Annotated in this window: 21 protein-coding genes; 6 read left to right on the top strand and 15 right to left on the bottom strand. The window is 64.8% G+C overall.

The genetic code is table 11. From position 1 onward, the window contains the following. Positions 1–25 precede the first annotated feature (25 nt). Positions 26–643 carry an NYN domain-containing protein gene (locus IVA78_RS29950; RefSeq protein WP_247469099.1) on the top strand — a complete coding sequence of 206 codons (618 nt, stop codon included), beginning with the start codon at positions 26–28 and terminating at the stop codon, positions 641–643. A 1,113-nt stretch (positions 644–1,756) separates the two neighbouring features. Here IVA78_RS29950 and IVA78_RS29945 read toward each other — a convergent pair. Together IVA78_RS29945 and IVA78_RS29940 are read right to left on the bottom strand one after the other, a co-directional pair. Further along, positions 1,757–2,764 carry a Na+-dependent transporter gene (locus IVA78_RS29945; protein ID WP_247469097.1) on the bottom strand — a complete coding sequence of 336 codons (1,008 nt, stop codon included), beginning with the start codon at positions 2,762–2,764 and terminating at the stop codon, positions 1,757–1,759. An 11-nt stretch (positions 2,765–2,775) separates the two neighbouring features. Beyond that, positions 2,776–3,723: an alpha/beta hydrolase gene (locus tag IVA78_RS29940; RefSeq protein ID WP_247449166.1), complete on the bottom strand. Its 948-nt coding sequence runs from the start codon at positions 3,721–3,723 to the stop codon at positions 2,776–2,778. 205 nt (positions 3,724–3,928) lie between these two features. Between IVA78_RS29940 and IVA78_RS29935 the strand changes: the two genes are divergently transcribed. Beyond that, the gene (locus IVA78_RS29935) at positions 3,929–4,954 is read left to right on the top strand and encodes a DUF2155 domain-containing protein (protein WP_247277248.1); all 1,026 of its coding nucleotides are present in this window, start codon (positions 3,929–3,931) and stop codon (positions 4,952–4,954) included. Between the two features lie 9 nt (positions 4,955–4,963). On the opposite strand, the gene aat is transcribed toward IVA78_RS29935, so the two are convergent. The 10 genes from aat to IVA78_RS29885 form a co-directional block, all read right to left on the bottom strand. Then, on the bottom strand, positions 4,964–5,644 hold the full coding sequence (gene aat, locus IVA78_RS29930) for a leucyl/phenylalanyl-tRNA--protein transferase (protein ID WP_247277247.1): 681 nt from the start codon (positions 5,642–5,644) through the stop codon (positions 4,964–4,966). A 62-nt stretch (positions 5,645–5,706) separates the two neighbouring features. Then, the gene (locus IVA78_RS29925; RefSeq protein WP_247469096.1) at positions 5,707–6,810 is read right to left on the bottom strand and encodes a histidine kinase dimerization/phosphoacceptor domain -containing protein; all 1,104 of its coding nucleotides are present in this window, start codon (positions 6,808–6,810) and stop codon (positions 5,707–5,709) included. Continuing rightward, the gene (locus tag IVA78_RS29920; RefSeq protein ID WP_247277245.1) at positions 6,807–7,247 is read right to left on the bottom strand and encodes a response regulator; all 441 of its coding nucleotides are present in this window, start codon (positions 7,245–7,247) and stop codon (positions 6,807–6,809) included. Before IVA78_RS29920 ends, IVA78_RS29925 begins: the two co-directional genes overlap by 4 nt. Beyond that, positions 7,244–8,761, bottom strand: coding sequence for an ATP-binding protein (locus tag IVA78_RS29915; protein ID WP_247277313.1), 1,518 nt, complete (start codon positions 8,759–8,761; stop codon positions 7,244–7,246). The genes IVA78_RS29920 and IVA78_RS29915 overlap by 4 nt, the downstream gene beginning before the upstream one ends. Before the next feature lie 97 nt (positions 8,762–8,858). Beyond that, entirely contained in the window at positions 8,859–10,217 is a 1,359-nt protein-coding gene (gene accC, locus IVA78_RS29910; RefSeq protein ID WP_247277244.1) for an acetyl-CoA carboxylase biotin carboxylase subunit, read from the bottom strand. Between the two features lie 49 nt (positions 10,218–10,266). Further along, positions 10,267–10,755 carry an acetyl-CoA carboxylase biotin carboxyl carrier protein gene (accB, locus tag IVA78_RS29905; protein ID WP_247469095.1) on the bottom strand — a complete coding sequence of 163 codons (489 nt, stop codon included), beginning with the start codon at positions 10,753–10,755 and terminating at the stop codon, positions 10,267–10,269. 36 nt (positions 10,756–10,791) lie between these two features. After that, the gene (gene aroQ, locus IVA78_RS29900; RefSeq protein WP_232956704.1) at positions 10,792–11,259 is read right to left on the bottom strand and encodes a type II 3-dehydroquinate dehydratase; all 468 of its coding nucleotides are present in this window, start codon (positions 11,257–11,259) and stop codon (positions 10,792–10,794) included. A gap of 226 nt (positions 11,260–11,485) precedes the next feature. Beyond that, positions 11,486–12,403: a DUF1236 domain-containing protein gene (locus tag IVA78_RS29895; RefSeq protein WP_247277242.1), complete on the bottom strand. Its 918-nt coding sequence runs from the start codon at positions 12,401–12,403 to the stop codon at positions 11,486–11,488. 223 nt (positions 12,404–12,626) lie between these two features. Next, complete coding sequence (locus IVA78_RS29890) at positions 12,627–13,394, bottom strand: DsbA family protein (RefSeq protein WP_247277241.1); 768 nt, start codon at positions 13,392–13,394, stop codon at positions 12,627–12,629. 99 nt (positions 13,395–13,493) lie between these two features. After that, the gene (locus tag IVA78_RS29885; protein ID WP_247469126.1) at positions 13,494–14,894 is read right to left on the bottom strand and encodes a M48 family metalloprotease; all 1,401 of its coding nucleotides are present in this window, start codon (positions 14,892–14,894) and stop codon (positions 13,494–13,496) included. A gap of 193 nt (positions 14,895–15,087) precedes the next feature. On the opposite strand from IVA78_RS29885, the gene IVA78_RS29880 reads away from it, so the two are divergent. From IVA78_RS29880 to IVA78_RS29870, 3 genes are all read left to right on the top strand, one after another. Then, entirely contained in the window at positions 15,088–16,275 is a 1,188-nt protein-coding gene (locus IVA78_RS29880; RefSeq protein WP_247469094.1) for an aminotransferase class I/II-fold pyridoxal phosphate-dependent enzyme, read from the top strand. Positions 16,276–16,365: 90 nt separating this feature from the next. After that, complete coding sequence (locus tag IVA78_RS29875; RefSeq protein WP_247277311.1) at positions 16,366–16,923, top strand: biotin transporter BioY; 558 nt, start codon at positions 16,366–16,368, stop codon at positions 16,921–16,923. 84 nt (positions 16,924–17,007) lie between these two features. Beyond that, positions 17,008–18,342, top strand: a complete 1,335-nt coding sequence (locus IVA78_RS29870; RefSeq protein ID WP_247277239.1) for a dicarboxylate/amino acid:cation symporter — start codon at positions 17,008–17,010, stop codon at positions 18,340–18,342. A gap of 102 nt (positions 18,343–18,444) precedes the next feature. Here the strand turns inward: IVA78_RS29870 and IVA78_RS29865 are convergent, their stop codons facing one another. The 3 genes from IVA78_RS29865 to IVA78_RS29855 form a co-directional block, all read right to left on the bottom strand. Beyond that, entirely contained in the window at positions 18,445–19,677 is a 1,233-nt protein-coding gene (locus IVA78_RS29865; protein ID WP_247297105.1) for an FAD-binding oxidoreductase, read from the bottom strand. Positions 19,678–19,719: 42 nt separating this feature from the next. Beyond that, positions 19,720–19,857 carry a hypothetical protein gene (locus IVA78_RS29860; RefSeq protein ID WP_247277237.1) on the bottom strand — a complete coding sequence of 46 codons (138 nt, stop codon included), beginning with the start codon at positions 19,855–19,857 and terminating at the stop codon, positions 19,720–19,722. 128 nt (positions 19,858–19,985) lie between these two features. Next, a complete protein-coding gene (locus IVA78_RS29855) occupies positions 19,986–22,322 on the bottom strand; it encodes a ribonuclease E/G (protein WP_346015570.1) in 2,337 nt (778 codons plus the stop codon). On the opposite strand from IVA78_RS29855, the gene IVA78_RS34685 reads away from it, so the two are divergent. Continuing rightward, positions 22,317–23,174: a hypothetical protein gene (locus IVA78_RS34685; protein WP_346015569.1), complete on the top strand. Its 858-nt coding sequence runs from the start codon at positions 22,317–22,319 to the stop codon at positions 23,172–23,174. The genes IVA78_RS29855 and IVA78_RS34685 overlap by 6 nt on opposite strands. Positions 23,175–23,718 lie beyond the last annotated feature (544 nt).

Genomic DNA, 23,718 nt, shown 5'->3' with positions numbered 1-23,718 from the left:
ACCTCGTCCCAGAAGTCAAGGCATCATGTCATCTTCCAACCGGATTGCGCTCTTCATCGACGGAGCCAATCTCTATGCCACGGCCAAGACGCTCGGCTTCGACATCGATTACAAGCGCCTGCTGAAGGAATTTCAGAGCCAGGGGACGTTGCTGCGGGCGTTCTATTACACCGCCATCATCGAGGATCAGGAATACTCCTCGATCCGTCCCCTGACCGACTGGCTCGACTACAACGGCTACACTGTCGTGACCAAGGCAACCAAGGAATTCATCGACGCCTCCGGCCGCCGCAAGGTCAAGGGCAACATGGACATCGAGCTCGCCGTGGATGCCATGGAGCTCGCCGAGCATATCGACCAGATGGTGCTGTTCTCGGGTGACGGCAATTTCCGCTCCCTGGTCGAGGCCGTCCAGCGCCGCGGCGTGCGGGTCACCGTGGTCTCCACCATTGCCAGCCAGCCGCCGATGATCGCCGACGAGCTGCGCCGCCAGGCCGACGTCTTTACCGACCTCCTCGAGCTGCAATCCAAGCTCGGCCGCGACCCGTCTGACCGCCCGGCACCTCGCGAGCGCGAGTTGCGCTATCGCCCGGCACCAGGTCAGACCATCGCGGGACCCAAGGGAAACTTGCTCGAGGAGTGAGCCCCGAACGAGACCGCTGGTGGAATGGCCGCCGGTAAGGCTCGGGTGCCGACGCACGTGGTCGTTCTTCGAGCTGGGCGCAGAGATGAGCATGGCGAATAAGCCCGGCATTTGCGCCGGGCTAAATCGCCAATAAGATTCAGGTTCTCAGCAACGGATCAATTAGAAAGGAGTTCGCGGGTGGCAGTCGGTTCGGTTTCTGACACTGGGATGCTCGCTCACGAGCTTGCATAGCTGTGTTGCCGCCCGGCACGCTCCGGCGGGGAGGCCCGATTGGGCGGAGATGCGCAATCGGCGCGCAACACGACCTAGTACTGAAGCATTCGAAATTGATGTGAAGCCAAAAGCGAAAATAGTTCACGCGTGGCACGCTGTCGGAACCTAATTAACTGCGACAAAATAACAAATTTAGTTATGTTCGATAATCGTGATGACTCCACCATAAAATAAAAAAATATGTTGGGGAAAACACGGGAGGTTGGAATGGAAGCTGCCCGCCGCTTTCGCGCAATGGCGTCACTTTGCCGGCAAACTGCCGCGCTTTACCCTGAGAGAAGCTGGAAATTGCTCGCAGAGGCAGAGTACTGGGAGCATCTGGCGACTGCAGCTTTAGCTCACTGAGTTTCGGCCTCGCGAATATTCACTTCCTTGGTGTTCTTGATGTTTTCGTCGACTTCTGAGTTCAAATCATATTCTGAGGCAGCGATGTCCAGCACTGATCAGGTTTATACTTGCGCTGTCCTGCGCGAACGTTTGCAAGCGATTGTGGCGGAGCTTAGAGAAGTGGAGACGCTTCGAAGAAGGCTCCGAAACGTAGAAGCGAGAACAATCAGCCGAAGACGGCGTGCCAAAGTGGGCCGCAGAGCAAGAGCCGTTTGAGGACGCTCAGTCATCGAAACATTGAGGGGGCGCGGGATACGCTCCGCCGGCGGCCTGCGAATTAAGGATCTAAGCAGGTTATATACGATTTAAACACTTAAACAGTGGCCGCGTTAACTGGCATTGTAGCTGAATGCTGCACTGAACGTCTGATTCGGCGTACAGAGGACATTCGCAGCGTGGGACCCCCGTCCGATTGCGCTCGAAAAGCAGACATCCGGAATTATGCGTTGCTTAAGTAGCGCTACTTGCCGTCGCCCCGTCGGAAGTATTTGCGCGCGCGGTCAATCGCCGCGCGATCGGCATCAGCATGTACGGCGCAAGATGAATCGGAAACTGCGTCAGCGCGAAATAGAGCCAGGTCGTCGCCGGCAGCGCGCCGGCGGTTGCTGCCAGCATCAGGCCCAGATTGCGCTGGGAGACCATTAGGCCGATCGCGAAGGCGCGCTCGGTGCCGATGCGACGGAAGATCAGCGTCGTCACGGCGAGCAGCGTGAAGTAGACCATAAACGCGAGCAGCGCGACGGCGATCGTGAACAGGGGATCGGCGATGAGGTCGGTGGCGACGTCGCCCATCACCGCAGAGGCGAACACCAGCAGGATAACGATGTTGAGGCCGTCGATCGGCCGCTTGTGGCGCTGGATCGTCTCGGTGCCGAACAGGCGACGGATGATCGTCGCGGCAAGCAGCGAGGCAGCGAGGATGCCGAGCAGCTTGAGGCCGAGCGTCAGCGGCCAGATGCTGAGCATGACGCCGAGAAAGAGGCTCGCGAACAGGGACGCCGTGAAGGGCACGAGCGCGGTCGAGGTCACCAGCGTGACCAGCACCAAGGTGGCATCAAGGCCCATCAGCGCGGCGAGCGCCGGCGAGGCCATCATCGGCGAGGCCGTGCCCTGGAGCATCAGTGCAAGCGCAAGGCCGGGCGAGCTAGTGGTGAGCCCGCTCACGTAAGCGGCGAGGGCGACGATCAGCGGCACTCCGATCGTGGTCCAGGCGGTGGCAGCCGCGACCAGCGCCGGCCGGCGCAGATGTCCGTACAGCGCCACGAGATCGACGCGCATGAAGGAGATGCAGAGCAGAAAGAAGATCGCCTCGGTGACATAGGGGCGCAGGAGCGCGCCGAGCGGCGGCACGGCGACGGCGATGAACACGATGGCCGCCACCGCGCGGGTGCCCTGGCCGCCGAGCCATGTCAGCCCGCGCAGGGGGAGGGCGAAGAGGGATCGAAGATGAGAGGCCATGCAAACGGCGTTCAGCCCAATCCCTTCAACCACGCGCCGATCTCGCGCGCGGCGACATTGGCCTCTCGCAGCAATTTTCCCATGGTGAAGAAGCCATGGAATTGGCCGGGATAATGCTTGTAAGTGACGGGCACGCCGGCCTGCTTGAGGCGCGCGGCGTACTCGGCGCCTTCGTCGCGCAGGGGATCGGCACCGGCGGTGAGTACGTAGGCCGGCGGCAGGCCGGCAAGGCTCGTCGCGCCCGCCGGCGAGGCGCGCCAGTCATGGATGTCGGCGGCGCCATTGAGATAGTGGTCGCGAAACCAGCGGATCACCGAATGGGTCAGCAGCACGCTGGTCTCGGGCTCGCTGTGGGAGCCGTGCGTCATGGCGAAATCGGTCGCCGGATAGATCAGCACCTGTCCTGCGAGGGCGGGACCGTTGCCGTGGCGCGCGGCGAGCGCCACGACCGCGGCGAGATTGCCGCCCGCGCTGTCGCCGCCGATCGAGAGGCGCGAGGCGTCGATACCGAGCTCGCGCGCATTGGCGGCGACCCATCCGGTCGCGGCGATAGCGTCCTCGGGTGCGGCGGGAAACTTGTGCTCAGGCGCAAGGCGGTAGTCGACCGAGATCACGATCAGCGCGCCCTCGACCGCGAGCTGGCGGCAGACAACGTCGTGGGAATCGAGATCGCCAATCACCCAGCCGCCGCCATGGAAGAACACGAGCGCCGGCGACAGGCCGTCGTGCCGGCGCGGCTCGTTTGGCACGTAGAGGCGCGCAGGGATCACCCCATGCGGCGCTGGGATCGCGAGCTCTGCGACGCGGGCGAGCTCCGGCGGCTCGGGGTTGGTGGCAAAGCGCGCCTGCGAATAATAGGCGCGCGCCTCCGGTGCGGTCAGGGTCTCGTAGGCCGGGCGGCCGGCCTGCTGGAAGGCCTTGTAGACGGCAGCAGCATCGGGATCGAGCACAACGGGCATGGGCAGAGGCCTTCTGGGTTTCCAGTTCTGGTTGGACGTCGTTTTCGCACGGCGATGCCCGCCTGCCGGGAAGGGGGTGTCTTCCGACTATCCCATCCGGAAGCCGGTCTGGCCAGTCGGCGCCGGGGCGGGGCAGGGATGCCGCCCTTCCCCCGCCGTATTCGCCGTGTTAACCGGAGGGCCTGCGAGCGGCGGTATCCCCTAAATGTCCAACGAGCCCGATTCGCTGTTGAAGCCGCGCGAGATGTTCAAAACCTTTTCCCTGACAGGCCTTGCGGCACTGCTGGCCGCCACCGTGTTGACGGTTGCGACGCCTGCGCAGGCGCAGATCGGCACGATCTTCTCCGATCCGCCGCCGCTGCGGCCGCCCGGCAACATTCCGCGCGGCCAGCCGCAGCCGCAGCAGATCCCCGATGACGACGAAGAGGTGCCGGAGCTGCCGCCGCAGGGTCGCGTGCTCCCGTCGCGCCCGATGCCGCCGCCTCCGGGCCGGCAGGGGAACGTGATGCCGGGGCCGGTCGAGACCCAGCCTCTGGCGCCGCCGCCGGGCTCGACCGTGGCTCCGCCGAACCAGCCGCCATCCGCGGCGATCGCTCCGCCCGGTCCGCAAGGTGCCCCAGGTGGGCCCGGTCAGCGCCAGCCGCAGCAGAAGGGCGCAGTCCCGCAGGCGCCGGCGAGCCTCCAGCCGGGCGACGAGGTCGTCACCGAGCCGCCGGCCCAGAAGATCGTGAACAAGAAGGCGACCTTCTCCGGTCTCGACAAGATCACCGGACGCATTATCAATTTCGACGAGGAGATCGGCGAGACCGTCCAGTTCGGCGCGCTGCGGGTCAAGACCGACGCGTGCTATACGCGGCCGGCAACGGAGGCCACCAACACCGACGCGTTCGTCGAGGTCGACGAGATCACCTTGCAGGGCGAGGTGAAGCGCATCTTCTCGGGCTGGATGTATGCCGCAAGCCCCGGTCTGCACGGCGTCGAGCACCCGATCTACGACATCTGGCTCACCGACTGCAAAGAACCGCAGCAGACCATTGCGACCGCAGCGCCGGATCCCGCGGCCAAGCCGGCCCCGCCACCGCCTGCGCAGAAGAAGGCTGCGCCGAAGCAGGCCGTGCAGCAGCGTCCGCCGCAGCCCTTGCCGCCACCTCCGCAACAGCAGCCCGCGCCGCCACCGCCGCCGCCACAGCAGCAGCCGGGCCTGTTCAATTTCCCGGGCTTCAGCCGGTAAACTCAGTGATTATTGCCGCGAGGCGATGATATCGAGCGCGCGTGCGCCCGGGATCGGTTCGCCCGCAGAGAGCCTCAGGAAATCGCCGGGCTCGCCTGCGAGCGCCTTGTCGAGCAGCGCGGTGTAGCGCCGCCGCGAAATCTCGACCGCGCCGAAGCTCTTCAAGTGCTCGGTGACATATTGCGTGTCGAGCAGCTCGAAGCCGCCATGGATGAGCCGCGCGACCAGATGCACCAGCGCGACCTTCGAGGCGTCGCGCGCGGTGTGGAACATGCTCTCGCCGAAGAAGGCGCGGCCCAAGCTGACGCCGTAGAGCCCGCCGACGAGGTCGTCGCCCTGCCAAGCCTCGACGCTATGGCAATGGCCGAGCTCGTACAGGCCGCCATAGAGATCGCGGATGCGCTTGTTGATCCAGGTGTCCTCGCGCCCGGCCTGCGGCGCCGCGCAGCCGGCGATGGTCGCCTTGAACGCGGTGTTGACGGTCACGCGAAACGTATCCGAGCGCACCGTGCGCGCGAGGCGCGAGGCGACGCGAAATCCCTCCAGCGGGATCACGCCGCGCAGCTCCGGCTCGACCCAGAACAGGGTCGGATCGTCGGCGCTTTCCGCCATCGGAAAGATGCCGCAGGCATAGGCACGCAACAGCACGGCCGGCGTGATTTCAGACGAGGCAGAGTCGCGAGACGTCATGGCGCGCGACAATAGCAGGATCGCAATGCGGTTGCGATGGGTGACGCAAAGCCTCGCGCCCGTCAGCCCGCTGCGGCGTGGTTGGTCTTACCGGGGGCCGTGGGTACGCGGCGGAACCTGAGCACGATGCGGGTCCCGGAATGGGCGGGATCACGCTCCACGGAGGCGTCGAGCTTGGCGGCCATGGCCGCGACGATGCGCTGGCCCATGCCGGTGGAGCGCGGATCCGCCTTGCCGTTGTCGCCGACGCCATCGTCGGTAATCGACAGCAGGAGATCGTCGCTGTGCGAGATCAGCTCGACATGGATCGGGCCGGCGCCATCGGGATAGGCATATTTCACCGCATTCATCACCAGCTCGTTGACGATGATGCCGACGGCGACGGCGCGGTCCGGATCGATCTCGATCGGCTCGGCCTTCAGCGTCAGGCGCGACATCCGGTTGCCTTCGGCCGAGCGCCTGAGATCCTCGAGCAGCGAGTCCAGATACTGGTTCAGAACCACGCTCTTCAGGTCCTGCGAGGTGTAGAGGCGGCGGTGCACCTGCGCGACCGCGGCGACGCGACCCATGGCATTGGTCAGCGCCGCCTTGACCTCGTCCTGCGCGGCGGAGCTCGCCTGAAGGTGCAGCAGCGAGGCGATGATCTGGAGGGAGTTGCCGACGCGGTGGTTGACCTCGCGCAGCAGCAGCTCGCGTTCGGCGGCGAGCGCCGCGTAGCGGTCGCGCGAGGCGTGGATCTCGGCTTCGGCTTCCTCGCGTGCCCTCTGCAATTCGGCCTGGCGCAGCGCGCCTTCGGCGGCGACGTGGAGGAGCGGGATGAAATCGCCCTGGACGTCCTTGACCAGATAATCGGCCGCCCCGGCCTTCAGCGCGGTGACCGCGATGCTGGAATCCTGCGACGCGGTGACGAACACCACCGGGGGCGCGTCCGGGATCGCCATGATCTGCTCGAGCGTCTCCAGCCCGTCGAGGCCCGGCATGTACTGATCGAGTGCCACGACATCGATGCCGCCCTCGGCGCCCGCGCGGCGGATGCGCTCAAGGCCTTCCTCGCCGCTCGCGGCATGAACGACCCTGTAGCCGCGCCGCGTCAGGCCGCGATCGACCAGGCGCGCCAGCGCGTCGTCGTCGTCGATGTAGAGCAGTGTTGGCGTGTGCTGATTCATGTGGCGGCGGGCGGGACCTGGATGACCGAGAAGAACAGGCCGAGCTGCCGGATAGCATTGGCGAAGTTCTCGTAGTTGACCGGCTTAGTGACGTAGACGTTGCAGCCGAGCTCGTAGCAGCGCTTGATCTCCTGGGTATCATCGGTGGTGGTCAGCACCACCACGGGCGAAGCCTTCAGATATTTATTCTCCTTGATCTGCTTCAGGATGTCGATCCCGGTCATGTCGGGGAGGTTGAGGTCGAGCAGGATCAGGAGCGCATTGCCCTTCTGCACGAGCCCGGAGCCGTCGGCACCGAACAGGTGCCTCATCGCGTCCGTGCCGTTGGCAAAGGAGACGATCTCGTTGTTGACGCCGGACCTTCGGATATTGCGCTCGATCAGGCGGGCGTGGCCCTCGTCGTCCTCGATCATGATGATGGTAACTGGCTGAGTCATCGATCTGCGTTCCGGTTGCTCACGTTCCAGGCGATCGGCAGCGTGATCGTGAAGGTGCTGCCAGCGTTCAGTTCCGATGATACCGACATGGTGCCGCCGAGGCGACGCACAAGTGCACGCACATGTGCAAGACCGATGCCCTGGCCGGGCTTGTCCTGGGTTCCCGCGCGGCGGAACAGGTCGAATATCCGCTGGTGATCCTTCGGATCGATGCCACGGCCGTTGTCGCTGATCTCGAAGATCGCGTAGCCGAGTTTGGTGCGCCCGCGGATTCTGATCTCGCCGGGCACGCCGCTCTTCAGGTATTTGATCGCGTTGTCGATCAGGTTGGAGAAGATCTGCTCGAGCGCGAGGCGGTCGCTGACGAGGTTTGGCAAGGGCTCGACGTGAATCTCAGCCTGTGCCTCGGCGGCCTGGTGCGCCAGCGTCGACACGATGGCTCCGATCAGTTCGCTTGTATCGATTTTCACCGGCTGGAATTCGCGGCGGCCTTCGCGGGTGAGGTTGAGGATGGCGGAGATCAGCCGATCCATCTTGGCGATCGACGTCTTGATGAAGCCGAGCGCCTCGGAGAAGTCCTCCGAAAGCTGCTTGTCGGCGCCTTCGAGCACGATCTCGCCGGAAGCGGGCGGCGGCCCGTCGGCGGGGACATGGGTGAGACCGCCGATACGACGGAAAATGTCGCCGCCGAGCTCTTCGAGCTCGCTGGTAAAGCCCATGATGTTGACGAGTGGCGAGCGCAGATCATGGCTGATGATGTAGGCAAAGCGCTGAATCTCGTCATTGGCTTCGCGCAGGTCCGCGGTGCGCTCATCGACGACCGTCTCGAGGTTGGCATAGGCATCGCGCAGGCGGTTCTCGGCCTCGTCGCGGGCCCGCGCCGAGCGCCGCACCAGCCAGATTGAGATCATTGCCAGTAGCACGACGAGGCCGGAGCCAATGCCGGTCATCGATGCGGCGAGGGTCTGGCTGCGGTCGGAATTGACCGTACGGAGGCGGAACAGCCGTTCCTCTTCCTGAAGCATTCCGGTCGCGATTTCGGCGATCGCGGCCGTGGCGTCGGTAGAGGCGAACTCGCGAACCAGCGCTGTGGCCTTCTCCGGCTGATCCTGGCGGATGAAATCGATCTCCTGCGCCAATTGGCCGAGCCGCGTCTCGATCGCCGAGCTCAGCTTGTCGATGCTTTTGCGTTGTTCCGGATTATCGCCGATCAGGTGCGTAAGCCTGTCGAGGGCAGGTACGATGGCCGCTACAGCTTTGTCATGGTCGGCTTTGAAATCCGCCCCTCGCGTCAGCAGGTAGGCCCGGGCGGCGCTTTCGGCACGCCGGATTTCCAGCAGGAGGGCGTTAATCTGGTTCTCCGCCTCGATGGTGTGGATGACCCATTTGCTGTCATCCCTGGCCTTGTTGACGAGGTAAACGGAGCCGGCGCTGATCACGGTCAGCACCAAAAGGCCCGCCGAGAACAGCAGGATCTGCCAAAATGCGCGCCGTCGCTGCGCCCAAGCCTTCACGACGGTCTTAGGTTCAGCAGAATTCAAAACGCCCCCTTGGAACTGTCCCCGCGGTCCAGAACGCAATCAGGGCCAAACGGTTCCAGAAGCAGGAAGATTATCTGGGGGTAGGTTCCGCCTTGCCGGCCAGGTACTGTTCCAGCCAGTGGATGTGATAGTCGCCGTTGATGATGTCGTCCTCGCGCACCAGCGCGCGGAACAACGGCAGCGTGGTCTCGATGCCCTCGACAACCATCTCGTCCAGCGCCCGGCGCAGTCGCATCAGGCATTCGGCGCGGGTCTTGCCGTGCACGATCAACTTGCCGACCAGGGAATCGTAATAGGGCGGGATCGTGTAACCCTGGTAGACGGCGGAATCGATGCGGACGCCGAGGCCGCCGGGCGGGTGATATTGCAGGATCCGGCCGGGCGAGGGGCGGAAGGTTTGCGGATTTTCGGCGTTGATGCGGCACTCGATCGCGTGGCCGATGACCTGGACCTCGTCCTGCCGCGCCGGCAGATCCCCGCCCGCGGCGATGCGAATCTGCTCCAGCACGAGGTCGATATCGGTGATGCTCTCGGTGACGGGATGCTCGACCTGGATGCGGGTGTTCATCTCGATGAAGTAGAACTCGCCGTCCTCGAACAGGAATTCGATGGTCCCGACGCCGAGATATTTCATCTCGCGCATCGCTTTCGCGCAGGTCTCACCGATCTTGGCGCGCGCAGCCGCGGCAAGTACCGGCGAGGGGCCCTCTTCCCAGACCTTCTGGTGGCGGCGTTGCAGCGAGCAGTCGCGTTCGCCGAGATGAATGGCGCCGCCGCGGCCGTCGCCGAGGATCTGGATCTCGATGTGACGCGGCTTCTGGAGGTATTTTTCGAGGTAGACGGAGGCGTCACCAAAGGCGGACTTGGCTTCGTTGGCCGCTGTTGACAGCGCCACCTGGAGGTCGGTCTCGCTGTGGGCGACCTTCATGCCACGGCCGCCACCACCGGCCGCAGCCTTCACCAGCACGGGGAAGCCGATCTTCTTCGCGATCGAAAGCGCATCGTCATCGGGACCGACGGCGCCGTCGGAGCCGGGCACCACGGGGATGCCGAGGCGCTTGGCGGTCTTCTTGGCCTCGATCTTGTCGCCCATCAAGCGGATGTGCTCGGCCTTTGGGCCGATGAAATGCAGGTTGTGCTCTGCGAGGATTTCCGCAAAGCGCGCGTTCTCGGACAGGAAACCGTAGCCGGGATGCACCGCGTCCGCGCCGGTGATCTCGCAGGCCGCGAGCAGTGCGGGCACGTTGAGATAGCTGTCCTTCGAGGGTGGCGGCCCGATGCAAACGCTCTCATCCGACAGGCGCACATGCATGGCGTCGGCGTCGGCGGTGGAGTGCACCGCCACGGTCGCAATCCCGAGCTCCTTGCAAGCCCTGAGGATGCGAAGAGCGATCTCGCCGCGATTGGCTATGAGGATCTTGTCGAACATGATGTCCTTATGGGGACGGAAAGCGACAGGGCGGCAACCGCCCTCAACGTTATTCGATGATGACGAGCGGCTCGCCGTATTCGACCGGCTGGCCGTCCTCGACCAGGATCTGTGTCACCGTGCCGGCGCGCGGTGACGGGATCTGGTTCATCGTCTTCATGGCTTCGATGATCAGCAGCGTCTGGCCGACCGAGACCTTGGTGCCGATTTCGATGAACGGCTTGGCGCCGGGCTCCGGCGCCCAATAGGCGGTACCGACCATCGGCGAGGTCACGGCGCCGGGATGTTTCGACAGGTCGGTCGCGGCCGTTGCGGGCGCGGCGGCGGCCGGCTGCAGCGTGGCGGGAGTGGCCGCCACTGGCATCGGCATGGTTGCAGCAACGCTGACATTGCGGGCGACGCGCAGGCGCAGGCCCGCACGTTCGATCTCGATTTCGGTCAGGCTGGTCTCATCGAGCAGCAGGGCAAGCTCGCGAATGAGCGCGGAGTCCTCGCTGGAAAACTTTGCGGCTGCTTTGTCGTCTGGCTGGCGCGCCATGTTGTTTGATCCGAATGTTCTGTTGGAAAGGGGGCGTCAGGCTTTGGGTTTGATGCCGAGCTTGGCGGCAAGACCCTGGATGGCGAGGCGGTAGCCCTCGATGCCGAAGCCGCAGAGCGAGGCGAAGGCCGCGCGCGCGGTGTAGGAGTGATGACGGAAGCTCTCGCGGGCGTGGATGTTGGTCACGTGCACTTCGACCGTGGGAATCTGCACCGCGAGCAGTGCGTCATGGAGCGCGATCGAGGTGTGGGAGTAGCCGCCGGCATTGATGATGATGCCCTTCATCTTGCGCGCATGCGCCTCGTGGATGAAATCGATCAACTCGCCTTCGCGGTTGGACTGCCGGCAGTCGGCCTTGAGGCCGAAGCTCGCCGCCGTCTCTCGGCACAGTGCCTCGACGTCAGCCAGCGTCGCATGGCCATACTTTTCGGGCTCGCGCGTCCCCAGCATGTTGAGGTTCGGCCCGTTGAGGACGAGGATCGTGTCGGTTGCAGGTTCAGCCATTCCAATCCCGGGAGAGGTGCTTCGGCGTGGCGGGGTTATAGGTAACAAAGCGGGCGAGGGGAAGAGTTGAAGGGCCTCCCCGCTGGCTTCAAGGACCTCATCCAGTGGGCAAAAACCTGTGCGGAAGCTGCGGAAATTGCTTGTTAACCAGTCCAAAGCATGGCTGCCGGCCGAACGCAAAGGGGCGGGCATCGCTGCCCGCCCCTGAGGTTGCCGTGATCCGGTCTTAGACGTTCAGGACAGCCACGATCTCGTAGGTGTCCGGATTGATGATCACGATCTCATCGCGAACCAGGACGTACTTATAGGTCCGCCACTCCGGATAGATCGTCACGACCCGCGACGGCAGGGCGTGCAGCGTAATGCCCTCGCGCGGAATGCGGGTGCCGACCGACACCTGGAAGTTCACATTCGTCACGGGGGCGACACGCTCCTCGCGGATCACGGACGTGATCTGAGTCCGCTGCTCGGTCGAGAGTTTCGCAGCGGCGCCTGCCTGGCCGACCGTGGTCGAGGTCGAGCTCTGGCCCTGCGCGTTCTGGGTCGAGCTGGTGCCGGCCTGACCCTGCGCGTTCTGGGTGCTGCTGGTGCCGGTCTGACCCTGAGCATTCTGATTGGTGCTCGTGCCGGTGCCCGGACGGTTCTCGGCATTGTTGGTCGAGGTGCCGCTCTTGCTGCCCTCAGCCTTCATGTCCTTCTGGTCCTTGCTGCCGGATTTCGTCGAGTCCTTGCTCGTGTCCTGGCTCATGCTCTTGGACTTGTCCTGCTGGGACTTGTCCATCTGGCCCTGCGCGCGTTCGTCGGTGCGCTGGCCCTTGGTCGCGCCAGACTTATCCTCGGCCGCGTTCTTGTTCATTGCGCCGCCGGAGTGCTCGTCCTTCATCGCGCCGGAAGACTTGTCCTCAGAGCTTCGATCGGACTTCATGCTGGAGCCGCCGGCCTGGCCGACAGTTCCCTTCTCGGCGCCAGAGGACTCCTTGCCCATGGAGCCGCGCTCAGCGGCGCCGCCCGAGGGCTGCGAGTGCTGCATCTGCTGCGAGCCACCAGCGCCGCTATCGCGGCCCGTGGTGTTTTGTGCGTTCGCCAGACCGGTGCCCGCGACGAGTGCGACTGCGGCAACCGAGATCATAAAGCGGTTCAACATCGAAATTCTCCTCACGTGTTCTTTGCGTCATTGCCCGCGCCGACAACGAAAGGAGATTTGAGTTGTTCCGGAACTTCGCCTGTTCCGCAGCATTTGTTTCTTGAATACCAGATGAATGACCTTGCACGAAGGCGCCACTGTTCGGCGCACGGAAAAGGCCGGCTTTTCAGCCGGCCTTATTCCGTGTGCGAGTTGTGAAGGGCGCGATTGGCAAGTCGCCTCTTCAACAAGTCGCCTTGCCGCAGCGGGCAATGCCGATCTTTTCCCTGAGGCTTTCGACCCCGACGGCGCCGATCACGATCTGCTTGCCGATCACGTAGCTCGGCGTGCCGTTCATGCCCATCGCTTCGGCGAGCTTGAAATTCTCCTCGATGGTGGCGCGCACTTCGGGGCTGGCGATGTCCTTCTCGATTCTGGCGGTGTCGAGACCAGCCTCCTTGGCGGCCTGAATCGCGCGGGCCTTGTCCGCCGCGCCGCGACCGCTGAGCAGTCTCTGGTGGAAGTCGAGATATTTCTTGCCGGAGGGATCTTGCATGCGCACGGCGACGGCGACCTGGGCCGCCTCGACCGAGCCTTGGCTCAGCACGGGAAATTCCTTCAGCACGACCTTCAGCTTCGGATCGCTCTTCATGAGGTCAAGCATGTCGCCCATGGCGCGTTTGCAATAGCCGCAATTGTAGTCGAAGAATTCGACGAAGGCGACGTCGCCGTCCTTGTTGCCGAGCACGACTTGGCGCGGCGAGTTGAAGATCGCGTCGGCATTCTGCGCGATGCTGGCCTCGCGCTTCTGGGTTTCGGCCGCGGCCTGGCGCTTGCCGAGCTCGGCCATGGCCTCCTCGAGCACCTCGGGATGGCTGACGAGATAATTCTTGATGATCGCCTCGATGTCGGTGCGCTGGGCATCGGAGAAGCTGTCGGCCGACGCGGGCGCGGCTGCGCCGAACAAGGCGAGCGCAAACAGCGCGGGAGCTAGCAGGCGCAGCGAAGGCATGGGCAAATCCTCTTATCCAAGGCAGGTTTCGGTAAAACGTCGCGGCGGACTAAAGCTCGATGTCGTGACGTCGTGGTGTCGGGCGTCGATTGCGTTGCGTCAGTTGCGGGGCGGCTTGGCCGCCAAGATGTCGTCGGCCTTGACCCAGCCGGGTGTGCCGACAGCGAAACGGGTTTTCGCGCGCGTGGCGAGCTCGCGGGCGGTCTTGTTGTCACCGCGCAAGTAGGCGGCCTGCGCCGACGCGAGATCCGCCTCGGCATAATCTCCCTTTCGCCCATAGGCCATCGCGAGCTGGGTATAGCCGAGCGCGGCCTCGGGCTCTCGTGCCACCGCGGCGCGGAGAATCCGAACGGCGTCGTCGGTGTAGGCCTTATTATCGGTTCCAACCAGAGCCTGCCCAAGTAACATCTCGATGAGGGGTGCATTGTTCGAAAGCTGCACCGCCTTGCGCAGGGGAGCTATCGCCTCGGCGGGCTTGCCGCTCTCCAGCAAGGCCTGCCCGCGCACCTCGTAGAAATACGGATTGTTCGGCTGGACCTGGATCAGCGCGTCGATCTGGGTGAGCGCGCTGCGCAAGTCCCCATGCAGATAGGTGCTGATGGCACGGGCATAGCGCGCCGGCATGCTGTCGTTGGTCTGGGGATAGCGGCGGTACACCGTCTCTGGCCGCTCCATGAACGCCGAGATCTTGGCGCGCACCATGTCATGGCGGAGCTGGAGCGCGGGATCGTCCTTCTTGTCCCAATAGGGGCTTGAGCTTGCGAACTCCTGGAGCGAGGCGACGCGCTCGGCCGGCATCGGATGCGACTGCAGATAGGGATCGGCGCCGCGCGCGGCGAACAGGCTCTCGCTGGTGAAGCGCTTGAAGGTCTCGTACATGCCCTTCGGCGACTGCCCCGTCGCGGTGAGGAATTTCACGCCGGCACGGTCGGCGTTCTCCTCCTGCTGGCGCTGATAGGACAGCAGCGTGCGGCGGATCATCTCCTGCGGGCCGGCGATCGCGGCCGCGCCGGCATTGGCAAGGCCGTTGTTGCCGGCGCTCGAGCTGCGGGTGCTGCCGGCTGCGATCGCGCCGGCGCCGAGCAGCATCGCGATGATCATCTGGGTCTGGGCCGTGGCGAGCTGCTCGCGCAGCTTGGACAGATGGCCGCCCGCCAGCTGCCCGGTCTCGTGCGCGAGCACGCCGATGATCTGGTTCGGTGTCTCCGACTGGAGGATCGCGCCCCAATTGACGAAGATGCGGCGGCCGTCCGCGACGAACGCGTTGAACGAGCCGTCGTTGATGATCACCATCTGGATGTTGTGCTTCTCTAAACCGGCGACGCGCAGGATCGGGCGGGTATATTCGCGCAGGAGCTGCTCGGTTTCGGTGTCGCGTAGGACCGGCGGCCCCTTGACCTGCGCACGCGCAGCCGAGAACGGCGTCAGCGCGATCGCCGCGGCCGTGGTGAGGGCAGTGAGGGCGGAAGCCTTCTTGCCCGATGCGATCTGGAGCAACATCAATCGGTCTGGGTCAACGGTCTTGGTCAAGCAGTTTCGTGATTGGTTTTTGGCGATTGGCGGCGGACCGGATACGCGATATGCCCTTGTGAACCGTACCCCTTATGAGCCGTACAATGCGGCTAGTCTGGGGCGCAAGCGCTCCGTTTTCCTGACCGGACGGGCCGGTCTGCCAGCGAAATAGCGGAAATCGATGCACAATGCGACATTGAGGAACCGGTTGGCGCAGTGGCTCGAGCCCTCCCGCCGCAGCGATGTTCCCCCGTTCATGGTGATGGACGTCATGGCCGCGGCGGCCCGAATCGAGGCCGCAGGTGGCCAGGTCATCCACATGGAGGTCGGTCAGCCCGCGGCCGGCGCGCCCAGGACCGCGATCGCGGCCGCCCATGCCGCGCTCGAAGCGGGACGGATCGACTACACCTCCGCACTCGGCATCCCCTCACTGCGCGAGCGCATCGCGCGGCATTATCGCGATGTCCATGGCTGTGACGTCAGCCCCGAGCGGATCGTGGTGACGACCGGCTCCTCGGGCGGATTTATCCTGGCCTTCCTGTCGATGTTCGAGCCCGGCGATCGCGTCGCGGTGACCGTGCCGGGCTATCCACCCTACCGCCACATCCTTACCGCGCTCGGCTGCGAGCCGGTGCTGATCGAGACCACGAACGAGACGCGCCACGCGCTCACCGGCGAGGCGCTGCTTGCCGCCCATCGCAAGGCGCCGCTGAAGGGCGTGCTGGTCGGCAGTCCCGCCAATCCGACCGGGACCATGATGCACCGCGAGGCGCTCGCTAGCCTGATCGCAGCCGCGCAGGATGCAGGTATCCGCTTCATTTCCGATGAGATCTATCACGGGCTCGATTATGCGTTTCCGGCCGTGACGGCGGCGGCGCTGTCGGAGCACACGCTCGTGATCAACTCGTTCTCGAAGTATTTTTGCATGACGGGCTGGCGCGTCGGCTGGATGGTCGTGCCTGAGATCCTGGTGCGGCCGATCGAGCGGCTCCAGCAGAACCTCTCGATCTCGGTGCCGTCGCTGTCGCAGATCGCGGCGGAGGCCGCCTTCGACGGCGCGGCCGAGATGGAGGAGATCAAGCACGGCTATCAGGAAAACCGGCGTATCCTGATCGATGGATTGCCGAAGGCTGGACTGACGAGATTCCTGCCGGCCGACGGCGCCTTTTATCTCTATGCCGACGTCTCCGACTTCACCGCCGACAGTTTCGAGTTTGCCAAGCAGATGCTGGAGCAGGCCCATGTTGCGGCGACGCCCGGCCTCGATTTCGATCCCATTCACGGACGCTCGTTCGTTCGCTTTTCCTACGCACGTTCGCCCGAAGAGATGCAGGAGGCAGTTGACCGGATCGCCCACTGGCTTAAATAGCCGCGAGTTTTGACCAGCCTTCCGGAGTTCATCTTGTCTGAACGATCTACCGCGCCCGCTGCCACGTCGCATTCTCCTCTCGCCGCATTGATGTGGCCGACCCGGCCGGGTGAATCCGTCGGCGCTTTGCGCGCCTTCGTGCTGATTGCGCTCGGCACCGCATTGATGGCGCTATCAGCCAAGGTCAGCCTGCCGCTGCCTTACGTGCCCATGACGCTGCAAACGCTGGTGGTGTTGATGATCGGCGCTGCCTATGGCTGGCGCCTTGGCAGCGCAACCATGATTGCCTACCTCGCCGAGGGCGCCCTGGGGCTTCCCGTATTTGCCGGCCCGGTAGCCGGAATCGCTCCGCTGGTCGGGCCGACCGCGGGCTATCTGTTCGGTTTTGTTCTGGCAGCCTTCGTGACCGGCTGGCTCGCCGAGCGCGGCTGGGATCGCAGCGTGGTCCCGCTATTTGCGGCAATGGCCGTTGGCCATATCGTCATTCTCGCCGCCGGGTTTGGCTGGTTGGCCCTCGGCCTCGGCCTCGGTGCCGCGAAGGCCTGGCAGGTCGGAATTGTGCCGTTCATTGCGGCTTCGCTGGTGAAGAACGCGCTCGGCGCGGCGTTGATGCCGGCTGCGCGCCGGATCGTCGATCGCCGCGGGTAATACGCGCAGCAATGACCAGTTCCAATTGACAGGGCCGGCCAAGTTGATCTTGGCTGGTCCGATAGTTTGAGGGGGAGTGAAACGATGACGACGACAACGATCGCGGAGGCGCCGGTCGCGCCGCCTGCGGCCAAGCCGTGGTACAAAGTTCTCTATGTTCAGGTGCTGATCGCGATCGTGCTCGGCGCCATCGTCGGCTGGTTGTGGCCATCGCTCGCCACCAACGAGTGGATCAAGGCGCTCGGCGACGGCTTCATCAAGCTGATCAAGATGGTGATCGCTCCGATCATCTTCTGTACCGTCGTCTCGGGCATCGCCCACATCCAGGATGCCAAGAAGGTCGGGCGCATCGGCGTCAAGGCGCTGGTCTATTTCGAAATCGTCTCGACCTTCGCGCTGGTGATCGGACTCGTCATCGGCAACTTGGTGAAGCCCGGCGCGGGCTTCGGCAGTGGCGCAGCAAACGAGGCGGCTGTCGCAAATTACGCTAAGCAGGCCGCCGGTCAGAAGTCGGTCGACTTCGTGCTGCACATCATTCCCGACACCGTGGTCGGCGCCTTCGCGCAAGGCGAGATCCTCCAGGTGCTGCTGTTCTCGGTGCTGTTCGGCTTTGCTTTGATGAGCCTTGGCGAGCGCGGCCATACCATGCGCAGCTTCATCGACGATGCCGCGCATGCCGTGTTCGGCGTCATCTCTATCGTCATGCGTGCAGCACCGATCGGCGCGTTCGGCGCGATGGCCTATACGATCGGCAAGTTCGGCACTGGCGCCATCCTCAACCTGGTCGGGCTGATCGCCACGTTCTACCTCACCGCGGCGCTGTTCGTGTTCGTCGTGCTCGGCATCATCGCCCGTATGGCGGGGTTCTCGATCTTCAAGTTCCTAGCCTACATCAAGGACGAACTGCTGATCGTGCTCGGCACCTCGTCGTCGGAAAGCGCGCTGCCGTCGCTGATGGAGAAGCTGGAGCGGCTCGGCTGCTCCAAGTCGGTGGTCGGCCTCGTGGTGCCCACCGGCTACTCGTTCAATCTCGACGGCACCAACATCTACATGACGCTGGCAACGCTCTTCATTGCGCAGGCGCTCGGTTACGATCTCTCCTTCAGTCAGCAGCTCACGATCCTCGTCGTGGCCATGCTGACCTCGAAGGGCGCCTCCGGCATCACCGGCGCGGGCTTCATCACGCTCGCGGCGACGCTCGCCGTGGTCGATCCGCGGCTCGTCCCGGGCATGGCGATCGTGCTCGGCATCGACAAGTTCATGAGCGAGTGCCGCGCGCTGACCAATCTGTGCGGCAACGGCGTTGCCTGCGTGGTCGTCGCCTGGTGGGAGGGTGAGCTCGATCGCGACAAGCTCAACGCCAACCTCTCCAAGCAGATCGATCCGACCGACATGGAGACGGCGATCACGACGGACTGATCTGCGCGACGCGCCGCCGGGCTTCGAAGTCGTAGGGCTGGTCGAGACTCCTCGGTCAGCCCTTTTCCTTTCGGCGCATCCGAGTAAGGCGCCCGTCGACAGCTAGAACCGCTCTGGCCGGTAGGGCGCCGGATCGATCGCCGGCGTCTCGCCGCTCATGATTTCGGCGAGCAGGCGTCCTGTCGCGGGACCCAGCGTAAAGCCCTGGTGGCCGTGGCCGAAATTCATCCAGAGGCCCGGATGTCGCGGAGCTTGCCCAAGCACCGGGAGCATGTCGGGCGTGCAGGGGCGCGTGCCGAACCACGGATCCGGCTCGACCCGCTTGCCGAGATCGATCAGCTCGCGCGCGGAGGCTTCGGCGCTGGCGAGCTGCACCGGGGTTGCCAGCGCGTCCATGCCGGTCAATTCCGCGCCGGTGGTGATGCGGATGCCCTTGGCCATCGGGCCCATGGCGTAGCCGCCGCCCTTGTCGACGAGGGGCAGGTCGAGCGAGGCGCCGCCGCTGTAGTGCATGTGGTAGCCGCGCTTGCGGACCAGCGGAATGCGATAGCCGAACTTGTGCAACAGATCGGGTGACCACGGGCCGAGCGTCACGACGGCGTGGGCCGCGTCGAGACGTCCCTGGTCCGTATCGACGGACCAGCCGGTTGCGGTTTGCCGCAGGCTCTGGGCGTCACCGAGCACAACGGTGCCGCCGAGGCGCTCGAACAGCTCGGCATAGGCCGTGACGAGGGCACCTGGATCGGACACGGTCCAGGTGTCGAGCCAATGGATCGCGCCGGGGAGATCGTCGCGCAGGATCGGCTCGGCCTTGGCAAGCTCGCTGCCGGAGAGCACGCGGAAATTCACGCCGAACTCGCGCTGGTCTTCCTCTGCGGTCTTGATCGCGAGATCGAATGACGCAGGGTCGCGATGCAGCATGCGATAGCCGGCGCGGCGGATGAGATTGTCAGCGTGGGCTTCGCGAATGAGGATGTCGTGCTCAGCCGTCGCATAGGCGATCAGCCGGGCCCAGGCCTCGATCGCCTCGCGATGCCGCTTCGGCGCCGAATGCCACCAATAGCGGAGCAGGGGCTCGATATGGAGATGAAGCGACGACAGGCTGTAGCGCACGTCATTGGTGCGGCCGGTCGCGATCTTCAGCAGCGTGGCGAGGTCGCGCGGCATCGGGTAGGGGCGGACCGCTTCCGCCTGGATCATCCCCGCATTGCCGTAGCTGGTCTCGCGGCCCGGCTCCCTGCGGTCGACCAGCGTGACGGACCAGCCGCGCTGCCGCAGGTGCAGCGCCGCGCTGACGCCGATCATGCCGCCGCCGAGAACGATCGCGCTTTGCATTGGCAGATTTCTCCTGTCAGGCTGGTTGTGGGCGAGGTCGGGTCAGTCCCAGGCGAGGAACCCTGGTGCGGCCGACAGCGGCGGCGCCGCGGCGAGCCGCGCCGGATCGGTCACGTCGGTCGTTTCGAAGAAGCTCTGATTGGCGCGAGCACTGGAATCGCAAAGCTTTGACAACGCCATTCCCATTCAAAATGACGAAAGCGATCTAGCATATCGGAAACGGCCCGGGCAGGTGATCAGCGCGCATAGGAGCGCATCGAAACAAAAACGCCCGGCTGTGCCGGGCGTTTTGCATTGGATGCTCGGCTTTATTCGCCGCCACCGAAGCGGCGCGACCACCAGCCGGCACGGCGCGGGGCGGCCCGAGTTTCGTTTGCGGCTTGCGGTGCGGGCTCAGCTGCTGGGACGGGCGCAGCAACCGGTTCGGTCGCCTGCGCAACCGGTGTTACGGGCTCGGGCTGGCTGTTCAGCAGGAAGCTGACCTTTTCCCGGACGGTGGAGCGGCGTCGCGCGGCCTTGTCGTCGGCGGGCTCTTCGACCGGCGCTGCGGTCGTCGCTGCGGGAGCGGGCTCGGCTGGTACCTCGCTCTGCGCGTCGGCGCGCGATGCAGGCTCCGCCGCCTGCGGTTCGGCCCTGTGTTCAGGCTCTGCGATCGAAGGCGCGGCCTCGTTGCTGAAGCCATCGAAATCGGCGACGGCGTCGGTTGCTTCCGGCGGCGCGTTGGCTGCGAGCTCGTCGCCGATGGAGCCGGCGAGACCTTCCTCGTTGCCACCGCGACGACGGCGTCCGCCACGGCGACCACGCCGGCGGCGGCGATCGCCGCTACCCTGCTGCTCGCCGCGGGCCACCTGTTCCTCTCCTTCCTCGCCGTCCTGCTCGGACTCGGAGTCCTCTTCGCCTTCGCCGGCTGCCGTGGCGGCCTCAGGAAGCGTGTGTGCGCTATCCTCGCGCAAATCGCCGTCGCGCTGGCCACCGCGGCCGCGGCGGCGGCGGCGGCGCTTGCGGCGCTGACCGTCCTGCTCGACGGCTGCCTCGCCGGCAGCTTGTTCCTCGCTGAGACCTTCGGTCTCCTCGGTCTCGATCTCGGATTCCAGCTCCGGATCGAACTCCTCGTCCTCATAGGCCTCTTCGACCATGGGCGGCGGACTTGCAGCCGCCTGCGCCGCCAGCAGCGCCTTGGCAGCTTCCAGCGTATGCACCTGCTCGCCGCGGTCGATCACATAAGCCTGAGGTCCGCTGACGCTGGGATCGGCGATGACCGACAGCGTGACCTTGAAGCCGTTCTCGAGGTCGCGCAGATGACCGCGCTTGTGGTTCAGCACGTAGAGCGCCACGTCGGTGCGGGTGCGGACCACGAGATTGTGGGTCGCGCCCTTCATCAGGATCTCTTCGAGGCCGCGCAGCAACTGGAGCGCCACCGAGGAGACCGAGCGGACATGGCCGGTGCCGCCGCAATGCGGGCACGGATCGGTCGAACTCTCCAGCACGCTGGCGCGAATGCGCTGGCGCGACATTTCCAGCAGGCCGAAATGCGAAATGCGGCCGACCTGGATGCGCGCGCGATCCTGCCGCAGGCAATCGGACAGCTTGCGTTCGACCGCGCGGTTGTTGCGCTTCTCGTCCATGTCGATGAAGTCGATGACGATCAGGCCGGCGAGGTCGCGCAGGCGGAGCTGGCGTGCGACCTCTTCGGCCGCTTCCAGATTGGTCTTGAGCGCGGTGTCCTCGATATGGTGCTCGCGGGTCGAGCGGCCCGAGTTGACGTCGATCGAGACCAGCGCTTCCGTCTGGTTGATGACAATGTAGCCGCCGGAGCGAAGCTGCACGGTCGGCGAGAACATCGCATCCAGCTGGCTTTCGACGCCCATCCGCGAGAACAGCGGCTGGCCGTCGCGATACTGCTTCACCGCGCTGACATTGGCGGGCATCAACATCTTCATGAAGTCGCGCGCTTCCCGGTAGCCGGCCTCACCGGCCACCTGGATCTCGTCGATCTCCTTGTTGTAGAGGTCGCGCAGCGAGCGCTTGATCAGCGAGCCTTCCTCGTAGACGAGGGTCGGGGCCTGCGACTTCAGCGTCAGGTCGCGCACGGTCTCCCACATCCGGATCAGATATTCGAAGTCGCGCTTGATCTCGGGCTTAGTGCGGGCGGCGCCGGCGGTGCGCAGGATGATGCCCATGCCCTCGGGCACGTCGAGATCCTGCACCACTTCCTTCAGACGGGAGCGATCCTGCGCGCTGGTGATCTTGCGGCTGATGCCGCCGCCGCGCGCGGTGTTGGGCATCAAGACGGCATAGCGGCCGGCGAGCGACAGATAGGTCGTCAGCGCCGCCCCCTTGTTGCCGCGCTCTTCCTTGACGACCTGCACCAGCATCACCTGACGGCGCTTGATGACTTCCTGGATCTTGTACTGGCGGCGCGGACGGAAGGTGCGCTCCGGCACTTCCTCCAGCACGTCGTCGCCGCCGACGGATTCGACGACTTCCTCTTCGGCTTCTTCGTCCTCGTCCTCGTCCTCGTCGTCTTCGCCGGCTGCTTCTGGGGCCTCGGCGTGCGGCGCCTCGACGCTCTCGCCGGCGGCGTAAACGGCATCGGCCGGCTCGGCAGTAGAGGTCACGGTCTCGGCCAGAGCCTCCGCGTGCACCTCGAAGGCGACGGCCTCCTGCGGCTCGGCACCGGTCTCGGCCGCAACTACGGGCTCGACGCCGACGGCCGCGACAGGCGCGGGCGTCGCCTCGGTATGATCATGGTCGTGATGATCGTGCTCACCGTGATGACCATGATCGTCATGATCGTGGGCGTGATGGTGATCGTCATCATGGGCATGATGATCGGCGTGATCATGATCGCCATGACCGTGTTCGTGATGATCGTGGCGGTCGTGCTCGTGATACTCGGCATCGGTGTGCAGGTGCTCGCCTTCGTGCGAGGCGCCCTCGCTCAGCGCCGGCTGGAGCTCGCCCTCGACCGGCTGGGCCGCGGGATCGCCGCCGGCATCGAGGCCTTCGACGATGTCGCTGCGGACGCGTTCGCCATGACCGCGGCGGCGGGCGTTGCGGTGGCGCGAACGGCGGCGGCCATGGGAGCGGTTCTCGCTCTCTTCCTCGGCCTCGCGATGGGCCTGTTCCTCGGCCTCGATCAGCGCCTGCCGGTCGGCGACCGGGATCTGGTAGTAATCAGGATGGATTTCGCTGAAGGCGAGGAAGCCGTGGCGGTTGCCGCCATATTCGACGAAAGCGGCCTGAAGCGAGGGTTCGACCCGGGTGACCTTGGCGAGGTAGATATTCCCGCGCAGTTGCTTGCGTTGTGCGGTCTCGAAGTCAAACTCTTCGACGCGATTGCCGCGGACCACGACGACCCGGGTCTCTTCCGGGTGGGTGGCATCGATCAACATCTTGTTGGGCATGTCTTAACTCTTGGCGGCGGCGGGCGCGATTCACCGTGGGCGCGTATCGCGCCGCCGGGTGACGCGACGGTCCACCTGATTCGGGGGTGAGGGGAAGGCCGAAACGCCGTCTCTTTCGCCTTGCCGAACCGGAAGCTTCAGGACCAATGCGGCGCGCGGGATTTTCAATCCGCAGCGTCGCGAATGGTCCTTCAGAGTTCGTCGGCACAGTCTGGCGCATCAAGCGTCGGCCCGTATGAAACATTGGGCGGCGAGGCCGCCCCTCAATCAGTTGCTGCTGGCCAGGCATGGCGCGAGCGCGCTCGCCTTGGGATCACGAACCGCTCCCTTGGGATCAAGGGCTCGGGTAATGGGTCACGTCGCTGTCAGAACCGCCCGGGTGACGTGAGTGGTAACCCAGGACCGTCCGCCGCCGGAGCTTGACCCGCTCCCTCTCGTTGCCGCGCACCGCGCTGGTCTTGGAGGGGAACGGAAAACGCTGGAATTCCCAAACGTTGAGAGTTCCGGCGCTGCACCGGGAGGCTGAATGCGACACAACCGGAAATATCGGCCGTCAGCAGTCCGTACATACGAGGAATGAGCCATCCGTGCAAGGGAGCGTCGCACGGCGGTCACAGTCAGCGAGTTTCGCGCA

The organism is Bradyrhizobium sp. 137 (genome assembly GCF_023074095.1).
Lineage (GTDB): Bacteria > Pseudomonadota > Alphaproteobacteria > Rhizobiales > Xanthobacteraceae > Bradyrhizobium.
Note: the sequence above shows the minus strand (reverse complement) of the source record. Positions and strands in the feature narration are given on the sequence as shown.